This is a genomic window from Streptomyces sp. NPDC088747 (assembly GCF_044751025.1).
Lineage (GTDB): Bacteria > Actinomycetota > Actinomycetes > Streptomycetales > Streptomycetaceae > Streptomyces.
On sequence record NZ_JBIVKZ010000003.1, the window covers coordinates 402,235 to 425,746 of the forward strand.

The 23,512-nt window shown below is 69.9% G+C and carries 18 protein-coding genes; 8 read left to right on the forward strand and 10 right to left on the reverse strand.

Annotation, left to right across the window (positions count from 1 at the left end):
* The first annotated feature begins 192 nt into the window (after positions 1-192).
* From ACIP79_RS10170 to ACIP79_RS10185, 4 genes are all read left to right on the forward strand, one after another.
* On the forward strand, positions 193-1,578 hold the full coding sequence (locus ACIP79_RS10170; RefSeq protein ID WP_401221722.1) for a class II fumarate hydratase: 1,386 nt from the start codon (positions 193-195) through the stop codon (positions 1,576-1,578).
* Between the two features lie 115 nt (positions 1,579-1,693).
* Positions 1,694-2,386 carry a DUF402 domain-containing protein gene (locus ACIP79_RS10175; RefSeq protein ID WP_401221724.1) on the forward strand — a complete coding sequence of 231 codons (693 nt, stop codon included), beginning with the start codon at positions 1,694-1,696 and terminating at the stop codon, positions 2,384-2,386.
* 358 nt (positions 2,387-2,744) lie between these two features.
* Positions 2,745-4,850 carry a SpoIIE family protein phosphatase gene (locus ACIP79_RS10180; RefSeq protein WP_401221726.1) on the forward strand — a complete coding sequence of 702 codons (2,106 nt, stop codon included), beginning with the start codon at positions 2,745-2,747 and terminating at the stop codon, positions 4,848-4,850.
* Between the two features lie 152 nt (positions 4,851-5,002).
* Positions 5,003-6,466 (forward strand): catalase, encoded by a 1,464-nt coding sequence (locus ACIP79_RS10185; protein WP_401221728.1) that lies wholly within the window; start codon positions 5,003-5,005, stop codon positions 6,464-6,466.
* Between the two features lie 57 nt (positions 6,467-6,523).
* On the opposite strand, the gene ACIP79_RS10190 is transcribed toward ACIP79_RS10185, so the two are convergent.
* Complete coding sequence (locus tag ACIP79_RS10190; protein ID WP_401221730.1) at positions 6,524-8,812, reverse strand: transglycosylase domain-containing protein; 2,289 nt, start codon at positions 8,810-8,812, stop codon at positions 6,524-6,526.
* 279 nt (positions 8,813-9,091) lie between these two features.
* Here ACIP79_RS10190 and ACIP79_RS10195 point away from each other — a divergent pair, with 279 nt between their 5' ends.
* Both ACIP79_RS10195 and ACIP79_RS10200 read left to right on the forward strand, forming a co-directional pair.
* Positions 9,092-10,027, forward strand: a complete 936-nt coding sequence (locus ACIP79_RS10195; RefSeq protein WP_383680785.1) for an SPFH domain-containing protein — start codon at positions 9,092-9,094, stop codon at positions 10,025-10,027.
* The gene (locus ACIP79_RS10200) at positions 10,024-10,311 is read left to right on the forward strand and encodes a hypothetical protein (RefSeq protein WP_401221732.1); all 288 of its coding nucleotides are present in this window, start codon (positions 10,024-10,026) and stop codon (positions 10,309-10,311) included. Before ACIP79_RS10195 ends, ACIP79_RS10200 begins: the two co-directional genes overlap by 4 nt.
* A 314-nt stretch (positions 10,312-10,625) precedes the next feature.
* Here the strand turns inward: ACIP79_RS10200 and ACIP79_RS10205 are convergent, their stop codons facing one another.
* Together ACIP79_RS10205 and ACIP79_RS10210 are read right to left on the reverse strand one after the other, a co-directional pair.
* Positions 10,626-11,159 (reverse strand): alkyl hydroperoxide reductase, encoded by a 534-nt coding sequence (locus ACIP79_RS10205; protein ID WP_401221734.1) that lies wholly within the window; start codon positions 11,157-11,159, stop codon positions 10,626-10,628.
* Between the two features lie 6 nt (positions 11,160-11,165).
* A complete protein-coding gene (locus ACIP79_RS10210) occupies positions 11,166-11,720 on the reverse strand; it encodes a peroxiredoxin (protein WP_401221736.1) in 555 nt (184 codons plus the stop codon).
* Between the two features lie 159 nt (positions 11,721-11,879).
* Here ACIP79_RS10210 and ACIP79_RS10215 point away from each other — a divergent pair, with 159 nt between their 5' ends.
* Entirely contained in the window at positions 11,880-12,833 is a 954-nt protein-coding gene (locus tag ACIP79_RS10215) for a LysR substrate-binding domain-containing protein (RefSeq protein ID WP_401221738.1), read from the forward strand.
* A gap of 27 nt (positions 12,834-12,860) precedes the next feature.
* Here the strand turns inward: ACIP79_RS10215 and ACIP79_RS10220 are convergent, their stop codons facing one another.
* From ACIP79_RS10220 to ACIP79_RS10250, 7 genes are all read right to left on the reverse strand, one after another.
* Positions 12,861-15,206, reverse strand: a complete 2,346-nt coding sequence (locus ACIP79_RS10220; RefSeq protein WP_401221740.1) for an ABC transporter permease — start codon at positions 15,204-15,206, stop codon at positions 12,861-12,863.
* Positions 15,203-15,892, reverse strand: a complete 690-nt coding sequence (locus tag ACIP79_RS10225; protein WP_383680794.1) for an ABC transporter ATP-binding protein — start codon at positions 15,890-15,892, stop codon at positions 15,203-15,205. The genes ACIP79_RS10220 and ACIP79_RS10225 overlap by 4 nt, the downstream gene beginning before the upstream one ends.
* Before the next feature lie 35 nt (positions 15,893-15,927).
* Complete coding sequence (locus ACIP79_RS10230) at positions 15,928-16,455, reverse strand: PadR family transcriptional regulator (protein ID WP_401221741.1); 528 nt, start codon at positions 16,453-16,455, stop codon at positions 15,928-15,930.
* Between the two features lie 203 nt (positions 16,456-16,658).
* Positions 16,659-18,242 (reverse strand): AI-2E family transporter, encoded by a 1,584-nt coding sequence (locus ACIP79_RS10235; protein WP_401221743.1) that lies wholly within the window; start codon positions 18,240-18,242, stop codon positions 16,659-16,661.
* 148 nt (positions 18,243-18,390) lie between these two features.
* Positions 18,391-19,107, reverse strand: coding sequence for a transglycosylase SLT domain-containing protein (locus ACIP79_RS10240; RefSeq protein ID WP_387187556.1), 717 nt, complete (start codon positions 19,105-19,107; stop codon positions 18,391-18,393).
* Positions 19,108-19,523: 416 nt separating this feature from the next.
* Positions 19,524-20,849, reverse strand: a complete 1,326-nt coding sequence (locus tag ACIP79_RS10245) for a PhoH family protein (protein WP_401221744.1) — start codon at positions 20,847-20,849, stop codon at positions 19,524-19,526.
* Between the two features lie 308 nt (positions 20,850-21,157).
* Entirely contained in the window at positions 21,158-21,928 is a 771-nt protein-coding gene (locus ACIP79_RS10250; RefSeq protein ID WP_383680867.1) for an isoprenyl transferase, read from the reverse strand.
* A gap of 160 nt (positions 21,929-22,088) precedes the next feature.
* On the opposite strand from ACIP79_RS10250, the gene mgrA reads away from it, so the two are divergent.
* Positions 22,089-23,129, forward strand: a complete 1,041-nt coding sequence (mgrA, locus tag ACIP79_RS10255; protein ID WP_387187555.1) for an L-glyceraldehyde 3-phosphate reductase — start codon at positions 22,089-22,091, stop codon at positions 23,127-23,129.
* The last annotated feature ends 383 nt before the right edge of the window (positions 23,130-23,512 follow it).

The following is a 23,512-nucleotide window of genomic DNA, read 5'->3' on the forward strand; positions in this document are numbered from 1 at the left end:
CCCCGCTTCGCGCTTCGCGCTCGTCCTCAAACGCCGGACAGGCTAAGAAATAGCCCCTCCGGCGTTTGAGGAGCGGGGGTTCGGGGGCGGAGCCCCCGAGTACGGGACGGGTAGGGGCGGAGGGGGCGAAAAACGCTCGTCCGATCAGCCCCACCCGGGAACACCCTCACCCCCCTCCACGCTGTACCGGTCATGACCGACTACCGCATCGAGCACGACTCCATGGGCGAGGTCCACGTCCCCGCCGACGCCAAGTGGCGGGCCCAGACACAACGGGCGGTGGAGAACTTCCCGATCTCCGGCCAGCGCCTCGAACGCGCGCACATCGAGGCCCTCGCCCGCATCAAGGCCGCAGCCGCGAAGGTGAACGGCGAGCTGGGGGTGGTGGGGACGGACGTCGCGGAGGCTATCCGGGCGGCGGCGGCCGAGGTCGCCGAGGGGCGGTGGGACGCGGAGTTCCCGGTGGACGTGTTCCAGACGGGCTCGGGGACCTCGTCGAACATGAACGCGAACGAGGTCATCGCGACGCTGGCCACCGAGCGGCTCGGCCGGGACGTACACCCCAACGACCACGTGAACGCGTCGCAGTCCAGCAACGACGTGTTCCCGTCCTCCATCCACATCGCCGCCACCGCCTCCGTGACCCGTGACCTCATCCCGGCCCTCGAACACCTCGCGGCCTCGCTCACCCGCAAGTCCGAGGAGTTCGCCGACGTCGTGAAGTCGGGGCGTACGCACCTGATGGACGCCACGCCGGTGACGCTGGGGCAGGAGTTCGGCGGGTACGCCGCGCAGATCCGGTACGGGGTGGAGCGGCTCAACGCCTCGCTGCCGCGGCTGGCCGAACTGCCGCTGGGCGGGACGGCCGTGGGGACCGGGATCAACACACCGCCCGGATTCTCCGCCGCCGTCATCGCGGAGGTCGCCAGGGACACCGGGCTGCCGCTGACCGAGGCGCGCGACCACTTCGAGGCGCAGGGCGCCCGCGACGGGATCGTGGAGACCAGCGGACAGCTCAGGACGATCGCCGTCGGTCTGACCAAGATCGCGAACGACCTGCGGTGGATGGCCTCGGGACCGCGCACCGGACTCGCCGAGATCAGCCTGCCGGACCTCCAGCCGGGCTCCTCGATCATGCCCGGCAAGGTGAATCCGGTCATCCCCGAGGCCGTACTGATGGTCGCCGCACAGGTCATCGGCAACGACGCGACCGTCGCCACCGCGGGCGCGGCCGGAAACTTCGAGCTCAACGTCATGCTGCCGGTCATCGGCAAGAACGTGCTGGAGTCCGTGCGGCTGCTCGCGTCCGTCTCCCGGCTGCTCGCCGACCGGACCGTCGACGGCATCGTCGCGCACCGCGAACGGGCCCGGGAGTACGCCGAGTCCTCGCCCTCCGTCGTCACGCCGCTGAACAAGTACATCGGGTACGAGGAGGCCGCCAAGGTCGCCAAGAAGTCGCTGGCGGAGCGGAAGACGATCCGTGAGGTCGTCCTGGAGTCCGGGTACGTGGAGCGGGGCGATCTGACGGTCGAGCAGTTGGACGAGGCCCTGGATGTCCTGCGGATGACGCGTCCGTAACGCGCCTCACCCTGGGAGAAACGCCTGATGACACCTCCGTAACGTCATGTGTCGGGTGTGGAGAACCATGACGTGTGCCGCAGCGTCGTATGCCCTGGGCACCTAATATCTGGTCATGACGGACGGTGGAGCGGTGAGAGAAGTGGAAGCGGGCGGATCGACGGCGCGCTGGGCCCCTGGGAGTCAGATCCTGTGGCGGTACCGGGAGAATGCCGGCGCCGGCTTCCACATCTGCCGCCCGGTGACCGTCGTACGGGACGACCGGGAACTGCTCGCGGTGTGGATGGCGCCGGGCACCGAGTGCGTGAAGCCGGTGCTCGCCGACGGCACCCCCGTGCACGGAGAACCGCTCGAATCCCGCTACACCAAGCCGCGCACCGTGCAGCGCGACCACTGGTGGGGCACCGGAGTGCTCAAGCTGGCGCGGCCCGGCGACCCCTGGTCGGTGTGGCTGTTCTGGGAGCCGGGCTGGCGTTTCAAGAACTGGTACGTGAACCTTGAGGAACCGCTGGCCCGTTGGGAGGGCGGCGTCGACTCGGAGGATCACTTCCTGGACATCTCCGTACACCCGGACCGGAGTTGGCACTGGCTGGACGAGGACGAGTTCGCGCAGGCCCAGCGGGCCGGTCTGATGGACGCCCAACTCGCGGGCAGGGTAAGGGAAGCGGGGCGGGCGGCGGTCGAGGTGATCAGCGCCTGGGGCCCGCCGTTCCGCGACGGCTGGCAGCACTGGCGCCCCGATCCGGCATGGCCGGTTCCCGCCCTGCCCGATGACTGGGACCGTACGCCCGCGCATGTGTCCTCGTGAGACCCTTGTTACGCCCCCGTGGTACAACCGTAGGATCGTCTTCCGCAAGGGCGCACGGCAGGAACAACTCCCGCAGTACGGGGCGGGCTTGACCATATGTCACCGAGGGGCGGCAGGACGTGAGCGAGGGGTACGAGGGCCACGGCGGTACGGCGTGCGGACAGCCGCACCGGCCGGACGCCACAGCCGCTTTCGGGCCGACGACCGGCGGCGCCGCACCGGCGCCGCGGCCGGTATCGGGCCTGCCCGGACCTGACGACGCGCAGATTCCGTTCCTGGGGCACACATTCCGGGTATCGGGGCTGCGGGACGAACCGCGCGTACGGCGCGCGGCCCCGGACGGACGGATTCGACACGCGTGACGGAGCAGCCCACCTCGCACGAGCGCCGTAAGAGCGGCGCCGGCCGGCCAGCCGCCCCCGCGGACCCCCGCGGGGCGCTTCTGCACACCCCGGAACAGCCGTCCCGGACTCCGGAGGCCACCGCTCTCCCCCTACAGGCACGCTCGGGCGACACCCCCTCGGGCCTCCCGGACGGACCGCCCGGCATTCAGGCGTCCGCCGGTACGGGCACGCCCTCCCCGGCCTCGCCGGGCCCCGAGCACTCCCAGTCGCCCGCCACCGTGCCCGATCCGCACCGCCCGCGCCCCGCTCCCGACAGCATCCCGGTCCAGCAGGGCGCCGACCCGGAGCGGACGGCCGGGAACTCCGGCGGCAAGGAGCGGCGTACGGGACAGGCGCTGCCGCCCGGTGGCCCGATGCCGATGCGGCGGGACGGGGACCGGCTGCGCTTCGTGGGCGCCGCGACCCGGCGGATCGCCCGGGGCATCGACCTCGACGAGATCGTGATGGGGCTCTGCCGGGCGACCGTGCCGACGTTCTCGGACGCGATCCTCGTCTATCTGCGCGACCCGCTGCCGGTCGGCGACGAGCGGCCCACCGGGCCCCTCGTGCTGCGGCTGCGGCGCACCGACCGGATCCCCTCGGAGCGGGACACGGAGAACGGCTTCTCGCCCATGTTCCAGCCGGAGCCCGTCGAGCTGTCGCCGGTCTCCGCCGAGCTGTGCGAGGTGCGTCCCGGCGGCGCCCTCGCCGAGGTGCTGCGCGGTGTTCGGCCCGTCTTCGCGGACGCGCCCGCGGCCCGCGCCGCGCTGCCCGAGCTGCTCGGCGACGACCTGGTCGTGCCGCGCGGACAGCGCGCCATCCTGGCCCCGCTGCGCGGTCGTCGCCGGGTGATCGGCGCGGCGCTGTTCCTGCGCCGCCCGGAGCGGTTCGCCTTCGAGGCGGACGACCTGCTGGTCGCCGCCCAGCTCGCCACGCACACCGCGCTCGGCATCGACAAGGCGGTGCTGTACGGGCGCGAGGCGTACATCGCCGACGAGCTCCAGCGCACCATGCTGCCCGAGACCCTGCCCAGGCCCACGGGCGTGCGGCTGGCGTCCCGCTATCTGCCGGCCGCCGAGACCGCGCGCGTCGGCGGCGACTGGTACGACGCGATCCCGCTGCCGGGCAGCCGTGTCGCCCTCGTCGTCGGTGACGTGATGGGCCACTCGATGACCTCGGCCGCGATCATGGGCCAGCTGCGGACCACCGCGCAGACCCTCGCCGGGCTCGACCTGCCGCCGCAGGAGGTGCTGCACCACCTCGACGAGCAGGCGCAGCGGCTGGGCACCGACCGGATGGCGACCTGCCTGTACGCCGTCTACGACCCGGTCTCGCACCGGATCACCATCGCCAACGCGGGCCATCCCCCGCCGGTCCTGCTGCACCTGGGCGGCCGGGCCGAGGTGCTGCGGGTGCCGCCGGGCGCCCCCATCGGCGTGGGCGGGGTGGACTTCGAGGCGGTCGAGCTGGACGCGCCCGCCGGGGCGACCCTGCTCCTCTACACCGACGGGCTGGTCGAGTCCCGTCTCAGGGACGTGTGGACCGGGATAGAGCAGCTGCGCGAGCGGCTCGCCGCGACCGCGCAGCTGACCGGACCCGACCATCCGCCGCCGCTGGAAGCCCTCTGCGACGACGTGCTCGACATGCTCGGCCCGGGCGACCGGGACGACGACATCGCGCTGCTCGCCGCCCGCTTCGACGGGATCGCGCCGAGCGACGTCGCGTACTGGTACCTGGAGCCGGAGGACGCGGCTCCCGGGCGGGCCCGCAAGCTCGCCCGGCGGGCGCTGTCCCGCTGGGGCATGGAGGAGCTGACCGACTCCGTGGAACTGCTGGTGAGCGAGCTGGTGACGAACGCCGTGCGCTACGCGTCACGGCCGGTGACCCTGCGGCTGCTGCGTACGGACGTACTGCGCTGTGAGGTGGGCGACGACGTCCCGCAGCTGCCCCGGCTGCGGCAGGCTCGCGTCACGGACGAGGGCGGACGCGGGCTGATCCTGGTCAACAAACTGGCCAGACGGTGGGGAGCCACGCGGCTGAGCACGGGAAAGGTCGTCTGGTTCGAGTTGAACCGGAGCTGAAGGGGTACTCGCGCAACACTCCCTTCAGCAGCCACTCAGAACCAGACCGGAATTAGACCCCGTCCAGATGTTGCCGACATCCGGTCGGCGGAGTTGACTGCTGATGTGGACGAAGCGACCTATCGACCCTCTTCTCTGACGGGAGGACGCTCGTGACGCAGGCATCCCAGAAGGCTCCGTACACCACGAACAACGTCGGCATTCCGGTGGAGAGCGACGAACACTCGCTCACCGTGGGCCCCGACGGCCCGATCCTGCTCCAGGACCATTACCTCATCGAGAAGATGGCCCAGTTCAACCGGGAGCGGGTCCCCGAGCGGGTGGTGCACGCCAAGGGCAGTGGCGCGTACGGATTCTTCGAAGTCACCAACGACGTCAGCCAGTTCACCAAGGCCGACCTCTTCCAGCCGGGCAAGCGCACCGACATGCTGGCGCGGTTCTCCACCGTCGCCGGCGAGATGGGGTCGCCCGACACCTGGCGCGACCCCCGTGGCTTCGCGCTCAAGTTCTATACCGAGCACGGCAATTACGACCTCGTGGGCAACAACACCCCGGTCTTCTTCGTCCGTGACACGATCAAGTTCCAGGACTTCATCCGCTCGCAGAAGCGCCACCCGGCCACCGGGCTGCGCAGCAACGACATGCAGTGGGACTTCTGGACCCTCTCCCCCGAGTCGGCACACCAGGTGACCTGGCTGATGGGCGACCGCGGCGTCCCCAAGACGTACCGCCACATGAACGGCTACAGCTCCCACACCTACATGTGGATCAACGGCGCCGGTGAGCGGTTCTGGGTGAAGTACCACTTCAAGACCGACCAAGGCATCGAGTTCCTCACGCAGGCCGAGGCCGACGAACTGGCGGGCCACGACGCGGACAAGCACCGCCGGGACCTGTACGAGTCGATCGAGTCCGGGAACGCGCCGACCTGGACGCTCAAGGTGCAGATCATGCCCTTCGAGGACGCGGCGGACTACCGCTTCAACCCGTTCGACCTGACCAAGGTCTGGCCGCACGGGGACTATCCGCTGATCGACGTCGGCCGGATGACCCTCGACGAGAACCCGGACGACCACTTCATCCACATCGAGCAGGCCGCCTTCGAGCCGTCGAACCTGGTGCCGGGAATCGGCCCCTCGCCCGACAAGATGCTGCTCGGCCGGCTCTTCTCGTACCCGGACACCCACCGGTACCGGATCGGCCCGAACTACACCCAGCTGCCGCCCAACCGGCCGCGCTCCCCGGTGAACTCGTACGCCAAGGACGGCCCGATGCGCTACGAGAAGTCGAACGCGGCGATGCCGTACGCGCCCAACTCCTACGGCGGTCCCGCGGCCGACTACGGACGCTTCGGCGACCCCGCGAGCTGGCACACCGCCGGCGAGCTGGTGCGCGAGGCGTACAAGCCGCACCGCGAGGACGACGACTGGGGCCAGGCCGGCACGATGGTCCGCCACGTGCTGGACGACGCGGCCCGCGACCGCCTGGTGTCCAACGTCAGCGGCCACCTCAAGGCCGACGTCTCCCGCCCGGTCCTCGACCGCGCCATCCAGTACTGGCGCAACGTCGACAAGGAGATCGGCGACCGGATCGCGAACGCCGTCAACGGCGGCTGAGCACGTACGAGTGAGGGGGCGCCCGGTGATGGATCACCGGGCGCCCCCTCTGTACGCCTAGGGACTGTCCGGGTCCAGGGGATCCTCCGGAATCGAGGGGCCGCTCGCCGACTCCGACGGAGAGCTCGGCTCCTCGGTCGGCGGCTCGGAGGTCGTGGGCTCTTCCGACGGGGACGCGGGCGGGCTGCTGCTCGTCGGCGGTTCGGTCGTCGGCTCCTCGGTGGTCGGCGTCGACGAGGGCGTCGAGGAGGGCGTCTGCGAGACGGTGGGCGTCTCGGTCGGCGCCACCGCCGCGCCCTGCGTGGTGTCCAGGTCGAACTTGGTGACCTTGCCCATCGCGCCGAAGGTGTACTCCGCCCAGATCTCGGCCGGGAAACCACCGCCGTTGACCCGGCCGCCGCCCGCGGCGCCCTTCAGGGTGACCTGCTTGCCCGCGTCCTTGGAGCCGACCGCGCCCTCGCCGAACAGGCCGACCGAGGTGACCAGGTTCGGCGTGTAGCCGGTGAACCAGGCCGACTTGTTGTCGTCCGACGTACCCGTCTTGCCCGCGACCTGCTGCCCCTTGCGATCGGGCGCCTGGGCCACCGAGACCCGGGCCGTACCGTCGTCGACCACACCGGTCAGTACGGAGGTGACGGTGTCGGCGGCTTCCTCGCTGATGATCTGCTCGCCGATCGGGTCGGCGAACTTGACCGCCCGGTCCTTGTGCTCCGCCGACGCCACGACGGCCGGGGTGACCTTCTTGCCGTGGTTGTCGAGGGTCGCGTAGGCGCCCGCCATCTCCAGCGGGCTCGCGCCCATGGTGCCCAGCGTCTGCGCGGGCACCGCCTGCACTCCCTTGGTGTTCATGCCGAGCTCGCCGGCGACCTTCAGCACGTTGTCCATCCCGACGTCGACGCCCATCTGCGCGAAGACGGAGTTGATGGACTTGTTCATCGCGGTCTGGACGGTGACCCTGCCGTAGTCCTGGTCGTCCTCGTTCGGCGGCGCGAAGGCGATGTCGCTGCCCTTGACCGCGCGGCCGCTCGTGCCGTCGTAGACCGTGCTGGCCGTGATCGGCTTGTCGTCCTGCGTCTTGGCGCCCTGTTCGAGGGCCGCCGCGAAGATCAGCGGCTTGAAGGTGGAGGCGGGCTGGTAGTCGCGGCGGGTCGCGTTGTTGATGTAGTGCTTGAAGTAGTCCACGCCGCCGTAGATCGCGAGGACCTTGCCGGTCTTCGGATCGACGGAGGCGGCGCCGGCCTGCACGTCGCCGTCGACATCGCGCTTCTTGGCGTCCAGGTTGCTGGTCAGCTGCTTCTTCACGGCCGCTTCGAGCTGCGACTGCTTCTTCTTGTCGATGTTGAGCTTGATGGTCCAGCCGCCCGCGTCGACCAGCGCCTTGGCATCGTCCAGGCCGTCGGCCGTCCCGTCGGTGACGAGCTGGTTGGCCAGCGCGTTGTTGGCCGCCTCCACCAGATAGCCGGTCTGCCCCTCCATGCCGGGCGCGCCCTGGGGGTCCTTGGGCACCGGGAACTTCATGCCGTCGCGCTCGGCGGAGTCCAGCCAGTCCTGCCCGACCATGTTGTCCAGGGTGTAGTTCCAGCGGGCCTTGACCAGCTCCTTGCCGGTGGCCGTGGCCGCCGCCCAGTCGTACTGGCTCGGGGCCTGGAGGAGGGAGGCGAGGTACGCGCCCTGCTCGACGGAGAGGTCGCTCGCGTCGATCCGGTAGTACGCCTGCGCCGCCGCCTGGATGCCGTACGCGTTACGGCCGTAGTAGCTGGTGTTGATGTAGCCCGCGAGGATGTCGTCCTTGGACTGCTGCTGGTCCACCTTCAGGGAGATGACCATTTCCTTCAGCTTGCGCGTGACGGTCTGGTCCTGGGTGAGGTAGTAGTTCTTGACGTACTGCTGGGTGATCGTCGAACCGCCCTGGAGGCCCTTGCCGGACAGGGTGTTGACCAGCCCGCGCGCCGTGCCCTTGAAGTCGATTCCCGAGTCCGTGTAGAAGGACTTGTTCTCGGCGGCGACGAAGGTCCGCTGGACCTCCTTGGGCACCTTGGCCAGGTCCACCACCTCACGGTTGACCTCACCGGTACGGGCGAGCGCCGAGCCGTCGCTGTACTGGTAGATGTTGCTCTGCTGCTGGGCGGCCGCGTTGCCCTCGGGTACGTCGACGACCAGGTAGAGCACGATGAAGGCGCCCATGCCGAGCAGGCAGAACCCGAAGAACGTACCTAGCAGCGTCTTCCAGTTGAGGAACCTGCGTATGCCGCTGCGGCGGCCCGCCTTTCCCCTGGCCGAGCGCTTGGGCGCCGCGCGGCGGCGTCCCTGCGCCTGCCTCGCTCGTCTCTCGTCCGCTCGTCCCATGGGTCGATCCGCTCCGCTTCACTCTCGTGTGGCACACAGGTTCGTCGCTCAGGTCAGCTCAGAAAACTAACACCGCGCGCTATGACAAAGGGCTACTGATCCGGTCCTTTCCGGACGTGAGAATCAGCACGCGACACACTCCCACCCCACTGGAACCGACGACCGAAAGGGGTAGAAGGTTGCCGTGCCGGGTAAAGTGATATCACTTAGCTAGATTGACGCTATGCTCTGTGCCGGGGCGGAACCCGCCCCGCGCCTACGAACCACGGGGGGATACAGATGTCCAGGCAAGACGCCACACCCACCGCCGACGTACCGGAGATGCCCGCCCCACGGGTACGGGAGTTCGCCGCGCACAGCATCGGCGGCGGACTCGCGCTGCTGCTCGGCCTGGTCGGGCTGCTGCTGGGCGCCGGCATGATCGCGACCGCCACGACGGTCGGCGGGACCGGGGCGAAGGCGGCGCTCATCGTCGGCGGCATCGTGATCGCCCTCGCGTCGTTCGTCGCCATGTGCGGGCTGAACACCGTGGCGCCCGGCGAGGCCCGCGTCGTCCAGCTCTTCGGGCGCTACCGCGGCACGATCCGGCAGGACGGCCTGCGCTGGGTCAATCCCCTGACCTCCCGCACCAAGATCTCGACACGCGTGCGCAACCACGAGACCGCCGTCCTCAAGGTCAACGACGCCTACGGCAACCCCATCGAGCTCGCCGCGGTCGTGGTGTGGAACGTCCGGGACACCGCGCAGGCCAGCTTCGAGGTCGACGACTTCCTGGAGTTCGTCGCCACCCAGACCGAGGCGGCCGTCCGCCACATCGCCATCGAGTACCCGTACGACGCCCACGACGAGGCCGGGCTCTCGCTGCGCGGCAACGCCGAGGAGATCACCGAGAAGCTCGCCGTCGAACTGCACGCGCGCGTGGAGGCCGCCGGTGTGCGGATCATCGAGTCGCGCTTCACGCATCTCGCGTACGCTCCCGAGATCGCGTCGGCGATGCTCCAGCGGCAGCAGGCCGGGGCGGTCGTCGCCGCGCGGCGGCAGATCGTGGACGGCGCGGTGGGGATGGTCGAGGCGGCGATCGCCCGGATCTCCGAGAGGGAGATCGTGGAGCTGGACTCCGAGCGGAAGGCGGCGATGGTGTCGAACCTGATGGTGGTGCTGTGCGGGGACCGTGCGCCGCAGCCCGTCCTGAACACGGGGTCCCTCTACCAGTGACCGTTCCTCCGGAGGATTCCGGCCCCGGCCCCGCTTCCGCTCCCGGCACGGGCCCGGCCGCCGGGCGGCGCCCCGCGCGGCAGCGCAAGCAGGTGCTGCTGCGACTGGATCCGCTCGTCCATGACGCGCTGGCCCGCTGGGCCGGGGACGAACTGCGCTCGGCCAACGCCCAGATCGAGTTCCTGCTGCGCAGGGCGCTGACGGAGGCGGGACGGCTGCCGGGCGGAACCGGACCGATCCCGCGCCGGGGGCGACCACCGCTCTCCGGGGAACCCGAGGACTAGGCCCGGTCGTCACGTTGCCGTCTGCCGGGCGACAGGCGCCGGGCGACAGGCGACAGGCGACAGGCGACAGGCGCCGGGCGACAGGCGCCGGGCGCCGGGCGCCGGGCGCCGGGAACGTGACAACAGGCCCTGGACCGCGCGCCGGTGGCGAAGCCGGAGGCCCGGTCCGCCGATTGACTGGTCGGCGGGCCGGGCCTCTGAACGGCAGACGCACGGCTCCGCGGTACGCGGGGGCACGGCTCCGCGGTACGCGGGGGCACGGCTCCGCGGTACGCGGCGGCACGGCTCCCCGTCGCGGAGCCGGAACGGCGGAGCTACTCCGCGATGACCGCCTCGGCGTCAAGCGTCGTACCGACGGCCTGGATGACCGACGCGATCTTGAACGCCTCCTGGATCGTCTCGCGGTCCACGCCGGCCTTGCGGAGCACCTGCTCGTGGGAGTCGAGGCACTGGCCGCAGCCGTTGATGGCGGAGACGGCGAGCGACCACAGCTCGAAGTCGACCTTCTCGACGCCCGGATTGCCGATGACGTTCATCCGCAGACCGGCGCGCAGCGTCCCGTACTCGGGGTCGGAGAGCAGGTGCCGCGTGCGGTAGAAGACGTTGTTCATCGCCATGACGGCGGCGGCCGACTTGGCGGCGGTGTACGCCTCGGCGGACAGGTTCGCCCTGGCCTCGGGCTCCAGCTCACGCAGCACGCGGGGCGAACGGGAGGCGATCGCGCACGCCAGCACCGTGCCCCACAACTGCTGCCGGGGAAGGTCGGAGTTGCCAATGACCGAGCCGAGGTTGAGGCGCAGGTCCTTCGCGTAGTCCGGTACGGCGGACTTCAGTTCGTCGAGAGACATGAGAGGTCACTCACCGGCCAGCAGGGCGACCGGGTCGAGGGTGTTCTCGCCCTTGGTCCAGTTGCACGGGCACAGCTCGTCGGTCTGCAGAGCGTCCAGCACGCGCAGCACCTCCTTGGGGTTACGCCCCACGGAACCGGCGGTCACCATCGAGAACTGGATCTCGTTGTTCTGGTCGACGATGAAGACGGCACGCTTGGCCGCGCCGTCCTCGCCCAGGATCCCGAGCGCGGAGCTCAGTTCCTGCTTGGTGTCGGCCAGCATCGGGAAGGGCAGCTCACGCAGGTCGTCGTGGTCCTTGCGCCAGGCGTGGTGGACGTACTCGCTGTCGGTGGAGAAGCCGAGGATCTGCGCGTCACGGTCGAGGAACTCGCTGTTCAGCTTTCCGAACGCGGCGATCTCCGTCGGACAGACGAAGGTGAAGTCCCGAGGCCACGCGAAGACGATCTTCCACTTGCCCTCGTAGGTCTTGTGGTTGATCTCCTCGAACTCCGCACCCTTCTCCAGTGAGACACAGGCGGTCAGGTCGAACTCAGGGAACTTGTCACCAACAGTGAGCACGCGCTCTCCTCGCAGCGAAGGAACGCCCCTTTCCCGAGGCGTTCCTCATGGGTTGGACGGAGTCAATGCTGGCACAAGCTGCATTGATTAGTGAAATAGCTATACTTGCACCCGTTGATCGAATGTAACTATCAGTCACTATGGGTGGGGAGCGGGCCAATGGTCAAGAGCACGAGGGCGCCGGGGAGCGGCCGACGGCAGCCCACCCTCGCTCAGCTTCGTGCGTTCGCCGCCGTGGCTGAGCATCTGCACTTCCGGGATGCCGCGGGGGCGATCGGGATGAGTCAGCCGGCGCTGTCGGGGGCGGTGTCCGCGCTGGAGGAGACGCTCGGGGTGACGTTGCTGGAGCGGACGACGCGGAAGGTGCTGCTGTCGCCCGCCGGGGAGCGGCTGGCCGTACGGGCGAAGGCGGTGCTCGACGAGGTCGGGGCGCTGCTGGAGGAGGCGGAGGCGGTGCGGGCGCCGTTCACCGGGGCGCTGCGGCTCGGGGTGATCCCGACCGTCGCGCCGTATCTGCTGCCCACGGTCCTGAAGCTGGTCCACGACCGCTACCCGGCTCTGGATCTCCAGGTCCACGAGGAGCAGACCACGAACCTGCTGGAGGGGCTCTCGGTCGGCCGGCTCGACCTGTTGCTGCTCGCCGTGCCGCTCGGCATGCCCGGGGTTGTCGAACTCCCCCTGTTCGACGAGGACTTCGTGCTGGTGACACCGCTGGACCACGCGCTGGGCGGGCAGCGGGAGATTCCACGCGAGGCGCTGCGGGAGCTGAACCTGCTGCTGCTCGACGAGGGGCACTGTCTGCGGGACCAGGCGCTGGACATCTGCCGGGAGGCGGGCCGCGCGGACGCCCCCGTCACCACGACCGCCGCCGGCCTCTCCACCCTCGTCCAGCTCGTGGCCGGCGGCCTCGGCGTGACGCTGCTCCCGCGTACCGCCGTCAGGGTCGAGACGACCCGCAGCAACCAGCTCCTCACCGGCTACTTCGCCGACCCGGCACCGACCCGGCGGATCGCGCTGGCGAGGCGTACGGGGGCGGCGCGCGGGGCCGAGTACGAGGAGCTGGCCGCAGCGCTCCGGGAAGCGCTGCGGCCGTTGCCCGTACGGGTGCTCTGAGTCGGCGGTGCCGGGCGGCCCGTGGGCCTACTCGGTGCGCAGTCCGTCCGGCCGCATCAGCCGCAGCAGCGGCGGCAGGCTGAGCACGGTCACCAGGACCACGACCCCGGCGCCGATGCCGGTCATCGACAGGACGCTCGCCCAGTCCAGTCGTACCGGCGTGGCCGTCATCTTCAGCAGCACCGTTCCCAGGGTGATGCCCACCGCCGAGGCCAGGACCAGGCCCAGGGCGATCGGGATCGCGGTCTGCCACAGCACCGACAGGCTGAGCGTGCGGCGCCGGGTGCCGAAGGCGACCAGGGCGGAGAGGAGCTTCTTGCGTTCGCGCAGCTGCTCGATCTGGGAGACGAGCAGGCTCGCGCCGATGAGGAAGAGGACGCAGGTGGCGCCGACGAACAGGCCGGTGCGGATGGAGGTGAAGCGGTCGGACCGCTCGCTGACCGTCCACGAGTAGGGGTCCGCGAAGGGGCTGATGTCCGCCGCCGTGTTCCGTACCAGCTCGTTCACGTCCGGCACGGACGCGTCGGTCCTGAGGTAGATCTGTCCGGAGACGGCCGGTGCGGCCTTTGCCGGGAGCGCGCTGGGGGTCACCAGGAAACCGTCGCGGTACATACCGGTCATGTCCTTGCGCGGCTCGGCCTGCTTGACCTCCTTCGGCAGGGTCCAGGTGATCTGCTTCGTGGGGTCCGGAATGTCGCTGTAGGAGGGGTCCAGATAGAGCGTCCTGCCGGGCTCGGCCAGTGCCTTCGTGTCGGTTTCGTACTCGGTGTCCGCGAGGGCGAAGACGTCGCCGTCCCGGCACGTGGGAAGGGTCGCCACCTCGCGCAGGGCGGCACAGTCGCCGACGGTGAACGCGCCCGACAGCTCGGGGTCCGTCCTGCGGTCGCCGAGGTAGCCCTCGCCGAACGACGAGACCCCGGTGACCCCCTTGGTCCGCTCGAACTTCTCGGCGGCCGGGGCGAGCGGGATCCCGCTCGGCAGGGGCACCTGCATCTGCGCCCGTGTCAGGTCGTTCTGGGAGACCTTGGTGTAGTCGTCCTCGACACCGGCGAACAGCATCTGGAGGGCGATCGCGCCGGCCACCGCCACCGCGATGCCGTTGACCATGCGAGCCGCCGTACCGCTGCTCAACTGGAGCCTTCGGACGGCCAGTTGCCAGGCGACGCCGCCGGAGCCGAGCCGTGCGACGACGGCCTCGACGATCCACGGCAGCAGCGCGGTGACGCCGACGAGCAGCAGGATGACGCCGCCGATCACCAGGTACTGGTTGAAGTCCCCGTTCTCCCGGCCCTGCCCGATCATCGGGTAGAGCATCGCGAGTCCGCCCAGCGGGAGCAGCAGCCGCCACCAGAGCCGGCGCCGCGCGGGCCGTGCCGAGCGCACCACTCCGAGCGGTTCGATGACCACGCCGCGCAGCGCGAGCAGGGTGACCAGCACCGCCGCGGCCGGGACCGCGAGGGCGACCAGCGCGGCCAGTGTGGGCGTCGGGTTCATGTAACTGGGGAACACGCTGACGTCGAGGACCTCGACGGAGCCCGCGACCTCACGGCCGAGCAGGAAGAAGCCGGTGCCGAAGACGAGGCCGACCACGGCGCCCGCGAGTGCTTCACCCGCGGCGATCCGCCGGGTCATCCGGCTGTCGGAGCCGACCAGGCGCAGTGCCGCGAGCCTGCGGTCGCGCCGCTCGCCGCCGAACCGTACGGCCGCGGCGATGAAGACGCCGACGGGCGTCAGCAGGACCACGAACATGACGAGGATCAGCAGGATCAGTACGGGGTCCAGCGGCTCGGAGGAGGGCTGCGGGTCCCCGTAGGAGTCGATGCGGGACACCCGGCCGCCGGTGATCATGGGCGCCAGTCCCTCGCCGCCCGCGTAGAAGGCGAGTTCGGCCGAGCCGATGAGTCCGGGCTCTCCGATGGTGCCGACGACGCGGTAGGGCAGCCGCTCCCGCAGCAGCTTCCCGCTGTCCGACTTCAGCAGCTTCCTGAGCGCGGGAGAGACGACCATCTCACCTGGCGCGGGGAACTTCGCCACTCCCGGCGGCAGCGGGGCACGGGGGCCTTCCGGCTCCAACTGCCGTCCCCGGACGTCCTTGTCGCGGTAGGTGGTGCCGACGTTCGCGACGATCACCGTGTTGTCGGCCTTCGGCCGCCGCAGGTCGCTGAACGTGATGTCCGTGCGCGCCCTCTCCCGGTCGTGCCGGGCGGACAGCGCGCTCGGCACGGCGGCGGTGAGCAGCAGCAGCGCCACGCCCAGTCCGACGCCGACGGCGGTGAGCAGGACCCTGACCCATCCCTCACGTCCGCCCGTGAAGGCGAACCTGACCCCCATGGCCAGATCCCTGTACCACTGGGGGCCCCCCCGCGTGCTCATACGATCCGCTCCATGTCCCGGGACTTCCCGTCGCGTACGACGATCTCGCGGTCGGAGTAGGCGGCGACCCGTGCCTCGTGCGTGACGAGCACGACGGCGGCGTTGGTGGAGCGGGCGGCCTCGGTGAGCAGGTCCATCACGCGTTCGCCGTTGAGCGAGTCCAGGGCGCCGGTCGGCTCGTCCGCGAACAGCACGCGCGGGTCGGTGACCAGCGAGCGGGCGACGGCAACGCGCTGGCCCTGGCCGCCGGAGACCTCTCCGGGCCGTTTGCCCTTGAGGTCGTCGACCTCCAGCTGTTCCATCCGTGCCAGCGCGGCCCGTTCGGCCTCCTTCCGGCCGGTGCCGTTGAGCCGCAGCGGCAGGGCGACGTTCTCGACGCAGGTCAACTCCGGTACGAGCTGGCCGAACTGGAAGACGAAGCCGAACTCGGTGCGTCGCAGGGCGCTGCGCTGCGAGTCGTTCATGGTGGCCATCTCACGGCCGGCGTACATGATCGAGCCCGAGTCGGGCGGCACGATGCCGGCGAGGCAGTGCAGCAGGGTCGACTTGCCCGAGCCTGAGGGGCCCATCACGGCGACGACCTCGCCGGGGTGGATGGAGAAGTCGGCGCCGTCCAGGGCGGTCGTCGGTCCGTACGTCTTGCGCAGCGCCGAGGCGGTCAGCAGGGACCCGGGCGGAGGAGTCATCGGATTGTTCATGGGAGTCGCAGTCGTCGTAGGGGTCATCGGGCGGTCACCGACTCGGCGAGCCTGTCGAGGCGCGCGGCGGTGAGCTCCAGCCACCGCAGGTCGGCCTCCAGGTGGAAGAGGGCGTGGTCGCAGATCAGTTGGTCCGCGAGGTCGCCCCTGCGCTTGCGGTCGGTGAGGATGCGCATCATGCGCAGGTGTTCCGAGCGCTGCGTGTCGAGGATCTCGCTCGCGTCCCGGTGGGTGAGCAGCGCGAGGACGACCTTGGTGTAGAGGGTCGACTGAAGGTAGGGCTCGGGCTTCTCGGGGGTCGCGAGCCACTGCTGTACGTCGGTGATCCCGGCCTCGGTGATCGCGTACCGCTTGCGCTCGGGACCGCCGCCCGCCTCTATCCCGTCGACCTCCACGAGGCCGTTCTTCAGGAGGCGCGACATCGTCGAGTAGACCTGGCCGTAGTGCAGCGGCCGGTCGTGGCCGAACTGTTCGTCGAAGGCCCGCTTCAGGTCGTAACCATGACGGGGTCCGGACTCCAGGAGTCCCAGGAGGGTGTGACCGATGGACATGGAGGAGACTCTACACACGGGGTATACATGGTGTGTATACATGCGGTGTATAGATCATGATGGGGTAGGTGAAAGCGCAGGTCAGGGGGCATTGTCACGGTTCTGTCACCGGGCCGCCGCCTCGCGCGAGCGGGGCCGCCGACGGAGGTTGCGGGGCCCCGCGTCCAGGGCCCCGGCGACGGCCTACGCCACCGGGTGCCGGCCTACGGCACCGGTCGGCGCGCCGGATCCACGTCCTTGGCCGCGGCCTCCGGGGGTTCCCCGGACTGGTACGAACGCAGGTAGCCGACCACGGTGTTGGTGACGGCCACCAGCGGCACGGCGACCACCGCTCCGCCGATCCCGGCGACCATTCCGCCCGCGGCGACCGCCAGGACGACCGCCAGCGGATGGACCCGTACGGCCCGCCCGAGGATGAAGGGCTGGAGGATGTGCCCCTCGATCTGCTGCACGGCGAGGACCACGACGAGCACCATGACCGCGGTGAAGGGGCCCTGCGTCACCAGCGCGACCACCACCGCCAGCGCGCCCGAGATCACCGCGCCCACGAGCGGGATGAACGCGCCCAGGAAGATGAAGACGGCGAGCGGCACGGCCATCGGCACGTCGAGGAAGTAGATGCCGAGACCGATGAAGATCGCGTCGATCAACGCCACCACCACCGTGCCCCGGACGTACGCCGTGAGGGTGCGCCAGGCGCGCGGCCCCGCGCCCGCGACACCCGGGCGGGCCGCCGCCGGCACCAGCTTGAGCGTCCACTGCCAGATCTGCTTGCCGTCGTAGAGCAGGAACAGCGTCGAGAACATCGCGAGCAGGATGCCGGTGAGGCCCTCGACGATGACCGTGACGCCTTCCAGGCCCGCCGACGTGATCTGGTCCGTGTTGGTGCCGATCGCGTCCCGCAGGTTCTCGGCGATCTCGTTGATCTGTTTGTCGGTCACGTGGAACGGGCTGTTGAGGAGCCAGTTCCGCAGTTCGTCGACGCCGTCCTGGATCTGGTCGGAGAGGGTGTCGATGTTCTCCTGGACCTGCCAGACGACGAACCAGCCGATCAGCCCGATGACGACGAAGCCGAGGATCGCGGTGAGCGCGGTGGCCAGTCCGCGCGGCACGCCCCAGTGCTTCAGGCGGGCGACGGCGGGTTGCAGTATCGCGGTGATCAGCAGGGCGGCCACGAAGGCGAACACCACGAGCTGCACGGCGCTGATGACCCGCATCAACACCCAGAGGGTGCCCGCGAGTACGAGCAGCCGCCAGCCGGCCTCGGCGGCGACCCGTACGCCCCACGGCACGGCCACGGCGGGGTCCGGGCGGGACGTCAGCGTGGTGACGTACGTCGCGGGGGCCGCGCGGACCGGTGCCGGGGCGGAGGGCGAGGCGGGGTCGGCGGGCGGACCGGAGAGATCGGAGACGTCGGAGGCCGCCGCGGCGTCACGCGGACCGGGAGCGGCGGCGGACGGCGAGGGCTGGGCGTCCGGCGCGGACCGGACGTCCTCGGCGGGCGGCGGGGTCCCGGTGTCCCAGGAGGAGGGGGCGGGCGGCGGGGTTCCGGTGTCCCAGGAGGAGGGGGCGGGCGGCGGGGTTCCGGTCTCCCACGAGGACGGGGCGTCCGCCGGAGGCCTGGCGTCCGGCGACGAGGTGCCGCGTGCGGGGGTTTGCCGGGGCGGCTGTCCGTCCGGTCCGGACTGCGACTCCCGCTCCACCTCGGCCCGCCGCTCGTCCAGCCGTCTGCCCAACTCGGTCAGTCCGGCGCCGATCCGGCCGAGCCATGCTGGTACGCGAGACATGATCCGTCCTCTTCCCCCGTTGCTCCCCACCACTCCCCCCTGGAGTCGTCGGATCCGACCGTACATGGCCGAAGCCCCTCCCCGTAGGACGGGGAAGGGCTCCGGAAGGTTGAGCGGCCGGCGTGTTCCGCGCGGCTGGTACCAGCGGCTAGTACCAGTGGTTGGCCTGCCAGAACGACCAGGCGTCGCACGGGCTGCCGTAGCGGTCGTTCATGTAGCTGAGGCCCCACTTGATCTGTGTGGCCGGGTTGGTCTGCCAGTCGGAACCGGCGGAGACCATCTTCGATCCGGGCAGGGCCTGGAAGAGACCGTAGGCACCGGAGGAGGCGTTGACCGCCGTGTAGTTCCAGCTCGACTCGTGGTCCACGATGTTGCTGAAGCACTGGTACTGACCACTGGGCACCATGGACTGGGCCATGGCCTGGATCTGCGCGGTGGTGTAGGAGGCCTGGACGGTGAAGCTGCTGGCGTCGCGGGTCGCGCTGCGACTGGCGGCTTCCTCGGCTTCCTTGCGCTCCTTGGCTTCCTGTTCGGCCTTCTCAGCGGCCTTCTGCTTCGCGACGGCGTCCTCGGCGGCCTGCTTGCGGGCCGCTTCCTCCGCGTCCTTCTTGGCGCTCGCGTCGGCCTGGATGGCCTGCGCGGTGGCCTGCTGCGTCAGGGATGCGGTCTGCACCTGGGCCTGCTGGCCCGCGGGTATGTCCGCGAGGAGAGTCGCGTCGCTTGCCGTCGCCTCAGCGTCGCTCGATGGCGCGGCGGTGCTGCCCGAGGCAACTCCGACGACGCTTCCGACAGCGGTGACCGCGGTGGCCGAAGCCACTGCGAATCCCCGGACCGAAATCCGGCTCACACGGTTTCCTTCCAGCATCGACCGCTTAGGTGACCCTCGCGGACGCAATCGTGCCCCTTGACGCTGGCCTCCCAACTGCGGGGTCACGGGAGGCGCGGGCCCGGTGGGCAACTCCCTTGCGGGGAGCGCCACGTGGTGCGCGGGCGGCATACGACGGCGCTATGGAGTTCTGACGTTCCTGTGGTGCCGTACCGCTGGGGGTACAGGTGTGTCGTATGCGGGGCCTGACAGGAGTGAGACTCTGCCGTAACCCGACGCCGCACGGCAATTCCGAGTTGCGTGTGAAAGCTCACACTTCGTTTGTCCCAGGAGTTTTCCGGAAACGAGCGCGCAGCAAGACGCCGCCCGGCTAAGGTTTTCGCCTTTGCCGGACGGCGCCAACTACCGTGCATTCGCCACCGATTCCCGGAACGGGTCCAGGTGGGTCAGACCGTTCAGATTTGCCCGTCCTCCAGCATTTCGGTCACTAGTGCCGCGATCTGGGACCTCTCGGACCGGTTCAGGGTCACGTGCGCGAAAAGCGGATGGCCCTTCAACTTCTCGACCACGGCGACCACGCCGTCGTACCGGCCCACTCGCAGGTTGTCCCGCTGTGCCACGTCATGGGTGAGAACGACCCGTGAATTGGCGCCGATTCGGGACAGCACCGTCAGCAGTACGTTCCGCTCCAGCGACTGTGCCTCGTCCACGATCACGAAGGCGTCGTGGAGGGACCGGCCCCGGATGTGGGTGAGCGGCAGGACCTCCAGCATGCCGCGTGCGGTGACCTCTTCGATCACCTCGCGCGAGGTGACGGCCGAGAGGGTGTCGAAGACGGCCTGCGCCCACGGGCTCATCTTCTCGGACTCGGAGCCGGGCAGATAGCCGAGCTCCTGGCCGCCCACCGCGTACAGCGGCCGGAAGACCATCACCTTCTGGTGCTGGCGTCGCTCCAGGACGGCTTCCAGGCCCGCGCAGAGCGCGAGCGCGGACTTGCCGGTGCCGGCCCGGCCACCCATCGACACGATCCCGATGTCCGGATCCAGGAGCAGATCCAGCGCGATGCGCTGCTCGGCGCTGCGGCCCTTGATGCCGAAGACCTCGCGGTCACCGCGTACGAGCCGGACGTTCCCCTCGGGCGTGACGCGGCCCAGGGCCTTGCCGCGCTCCGACTGGATCGTCAGGCCCGTGTGCACCGGCAGCTCCGCCGCCTCGGGAACGTAGGCGTGCCCCTCGTCGAAGAGGATGTCCACCTGCTCGCCCGCCAGGGTCAGTTCGGACATTCCGGTCCAGCCGGAGTTGCCCGTGATGGCGAGCTCCGCGCGGTACTCCTCGGCGAGGAGTCCGACGGAGGAGGCCTTGATCCTGAGCGGCAGGTCCTTCGACACGACGGTGACGTCGTAGCCCTCGGCCTGGAGATTGCGGGCCACCGCGAGGATGCGGGAGTCGTTGTCCCCCAGGCGGTAGCCGCTGGGCAGCACGCTGGGGTCCGAGTGGTTGAGCTCGACGCGCAGGGTCCCTCCGAGATCCCCGATCGGGAGAGGAGCGTCGAGGCGGCCGAACCGCACCCGGAACTCGTCGAGCAGGCGCAGGGCCTGCCTGGCGAAGTAGCCGAGTTCGGGATGGTGCCTCTTGGCCTCCAACTCCGTGACCACGACGATCGGCAGCACTACTTCGTGCTCGTCGAAGCGGTTCAGGGCGTTGGGGTCGGCCAGCAGGACGCTGGTGTCGATGACATAGGTGCGCCGGTCTGGCATACGGCGCTTTGTGCTGGTCACCACGGAAGGACGTACCCCCTCGGATGAGGTCGGGGAGCGACGGAGGAGATCTGGACCGGTCTGCGGCACCGATGCGCGGGCCGAAAACCGGCCCTCCGCTTCGTCCGTACTGACCGCACGGTCGGGCTGGTGCAAAGGGCCTCCCGGGCGGACGGCCCCGTGCCGTCCGCTGAGATCCGACACCCGTGGTTCGGGCGTCGACCTGGAAGCTTTATGCCCTCGATCGAGCCAGGCCATGCCAATGGGCATGACGACGCGTTCGTTAACTCCAGATGACGCGTGTCCCGTACGACGTCCTGAGGACCTGCGGGTCAGCCGCCGTAGCGCCGGTGGCGCGCCGCGTAGTCACGCAGGGCGCGCAGGAAGTCGACCTTGCGGAAGGCCGGCCAGAAGACCTCGCAGAAGTAGTACTCCGAGTGGGCCGTCTGCCAGAGCATGAATCCGGACAGCCGCTGCTCACCACTCGTACGGATCACGAGGTCGGGGTCGGGCTGGTCGCTGGTGTAGAGGTGCTTGCCGATGCGGTCGATGTCGACGGACTCGGCGATCTCCTCGATGGAGGAGCCCTTCTCGGCGGCTTCGAGGATCATCGAGCGCACGGCGTCGGCGATCTCCTGGCGGCCGCCGTAGCCGATCGCCACGTTGACCAGTATCCCGTCGACGTGCGCCGTGGACTCCTCGGCCTCCTTGAGGGCGTGCTGCATCTGAGTGGGCAGCAGGTCGGGCGTGCCCACGTGGTGGACACGCCAGCGGCCGTCGGCGGCGAGGGTGCGGACGACGTCCTCGATGATGCCGAGGAGGGGTCCGAGCTCCTCCGGCGGGCGGCTGAAGTTGTCCGTCGACAGCAGCCAGAGAGTGACGACCTCGACGTCCGTCTCGGTGCACCAGCCGAGGAACTCCTCGATCTTCTCGGCCCCCGCGCGGTGACCGTCGACGGCCGTGGAGCCGGCGGCCTTCGCCCAGCGGCGGCTGCCGTCCACGATGACGCCGATGTGCTTGGGCACCTGGTCGTGGTCGAGGTGGCCTTCCACCCTGCGTGCATAGAACCTGACCAGCAGTCGGCGCAGGTTTTCGCGCAGCAGGTTCACGTGTTTGTCAGCCCCTCCGTGCAAATGGCGGTCCCTCAGGGGCGACACCCTACCCCTGCTGGAACGCGGTGTTCCCTTGGGGTGGAGGGGCCTCACGCGACGGAGCGGGGGACTCTCCCGTGGGTGGTCCGCGCGCTGACGTAGCTTCGTGTCCATGAACGACACGTCTGTGTACCGCGCGGCGACGGAGCGGTACGAATCCATGGAATTCCGGCGCACGGGCCGCAGCGGGCTGAAGCTGCCCGCCGTCTCACTCGGCCTGTGGCACAACTTCGGCGACGACCGCGGTCTCGCGTCCCAGCGCGCGATCCTGCGCCGCGCCTTCGACCTGGGCGTCACGCACTTCGACCTGGCGAACAACTACGGGCCGCCGGCCGGCTCCGCGGAGCTCAACTTCGGCAAGCTGCTGAAGCAGGACTTCGCGCCGTACCGGGACGAGCTGGTCCTGTCGACCAAGGCGGGCTACCTCATGCACCCCGGCCCGTACGGGGAGTGGGGTTCCCGCAAGTACCTGCTGTCCTCCCTGGACGCCTCGCTGAAGCGGATGGGCGTCGAGTACGTCGACATCTTCTACTCGCACCGCTTCGACCCGGACACCCCGCTGGAGGAGACGATGGGCGCGCTCGCGTCCGCGGTCCAGCAGGGCAAGGCGCTGTACGTGGGGGTGTCGTCCTACACCGCCGAGCAGACGGCCGAGGCGGTGCGCATCCTGACCGGGATGGGGGTGCGTCCGCTCATCCACCAGCCCTCGTACTCGATGATCAACCGCTGGACGGAGGACGACTCCCTGCTCGACACGCTGGAGGCGGCCGGCATGGGCTGCATCTCCTTCGCGCCGCTCGCGCAGGGTCTGCTGACGGGCAAGTACCTCAAGGGCATCCCGGAGGGCTCGCGTGCCACCCAGGGCAAGTCGCTCGACCCGGGCCTGGCGGGCGACACGGACGTCGTACGCCGGCTGAACGGGCTGAACGACATCGCGGCCCGCCGCGGCCAGTCCCTCGCCCAGCTCGCGCTCACCTGGGTGCTGCGGGACGAGCGGATGACCTCCGCGCTCATCGGCGCGTCCAGCGTGCGGCAGCTGGAGGAGAACCTGGCGGCGCTGTCGGCTCCGAAGCTGACGGACGAGGAGCTCAAGGAGATCGACACGTTCGCGGTGTCGACGCCGGGGACGAACATCTGGGCCGGTCGGCGCTGAGTCACCGGGCTCCCGGGACGCGGAACCGGGGGGCGCACGGGGGCGCCCGTCGGACGGGCCGGGTCCGGGCACAAAAAACGGGCCGGTCCGTGGGGGGGAGACGGACCGGCCCGAGGGGGGGTTTCCACCATAACCCTTCGTAAGTGATGCTGCGTGCATCGGCGTGCCACAACTACTCTCCGGAGTCGTCCGGCGACGCCGAGGTGGGCGCGGAAGCCCTCATTCAGGGCGTGATGATGGCTGAATCACAGCGGATTCAAAGGGATTCATCGACGTTCGCGGAGGAATCGGAAAGATCCCGGGGATTTGCACACGGTTGTGTTTTCCCGCCCGGCCCGAGCGGCGCGTCCTCCGGGAGAGTGACCCCGCGAGGAACGTCCGCT

What these genes read in the sequence shown, in the direction of transcription:
- ACIP79_RS10205 (WP_401221734.1), bottom strand. Translation starts at nt 11,159, where the DNA reads ATGTCTCTCGACGAACTGAAGTCCGCCGTACCGGACTACGCGAAGGAC.
- ACIP79_RS10175 (WP_401221724.1), top strand. Translation starts at nt 1,694, where the DNA reads ATGACGGACGGTGGAGCGGTGAGAGAAGTGGAAGCGGGCGGATCGACG.
- ACIP79_RS10240 (WP_387187556.1), bottom strand. Translation starts at nt 19,107, where the DNA reads ATGCTGGAAGGAAACCGTGTGAGCCGGATTTCGGTCCGGGGATTCGCA.
- ACIP79_RS10215 (WP_401221738.1), top strand. Translation starts at nt 11,880, where the DNA reads ATGGTCAAGAGCACGAGGGCGCCGGGGAGCGGCCGACGGCAGCCCACC.
- ACIP79_RS10195 (WP_383680785.1), top strand. Translation starts at nt 9,092, where the DNA reads ATGTCCAGGCAAGACGCCACACCCACCGCCGACGTACCGGAGATGCCC.
- mgrA (WP_387187555.1), top strand. Translation starts at nt 22,089, where the DNA reads ATGAACGACACGTCTGTGTACCGCGCGGCGACGGAGCGGTACGAATCC.
- ACIP79_RS10190 (WP_401221730.1), bottom strand. Translation starts at nt 8,812, where the DNA reads ATGGGACGAGCGGACGAGAGACGAGCGAGGCAGGCGCAGGGACGCCGC.
- ACIP79_RS10235 (WP_401221743.1), bottom strand. Translation starts at nt 18,242, where the DNA reads ATGTCTCGCGTACCAGCATGGCTCGGCCGGATCGGCGCCGGACTGACC.
- ACIP79_RS10225 (WP_383680794.1), bottom strand. Translation starts at nt 15,892, where the DNA reads ATGACTCCTCCGCCCGGGTCCCTGCTGACCGCCTCGGCGCTGCGCAAG.
- ACIP79_RS10220 (WP_401221740.1), bottom strand. Translation starts at nt 15,206, where the DNA reads ATGAGCACGCGGGGGGGCCCCCAGTGGTACAGGGATCTGGCCATGGGG.
- ACIP79_RS10230 (WP_401221741.1), bottom strand. Translation starts at nt 16,455, where the DNA reads ATGTCCATCGGTCACACCCTCCTGGGACTCCTGGAGTCCGGACCCCGT.
- ACIP79_RS10170 (WP_401221722.1), top strand. Translation starts at nt 193, where the DNA reads ATGACCGACTACCGCATCGAGCACGACTCCATGGGCGAGGTCCACGTC.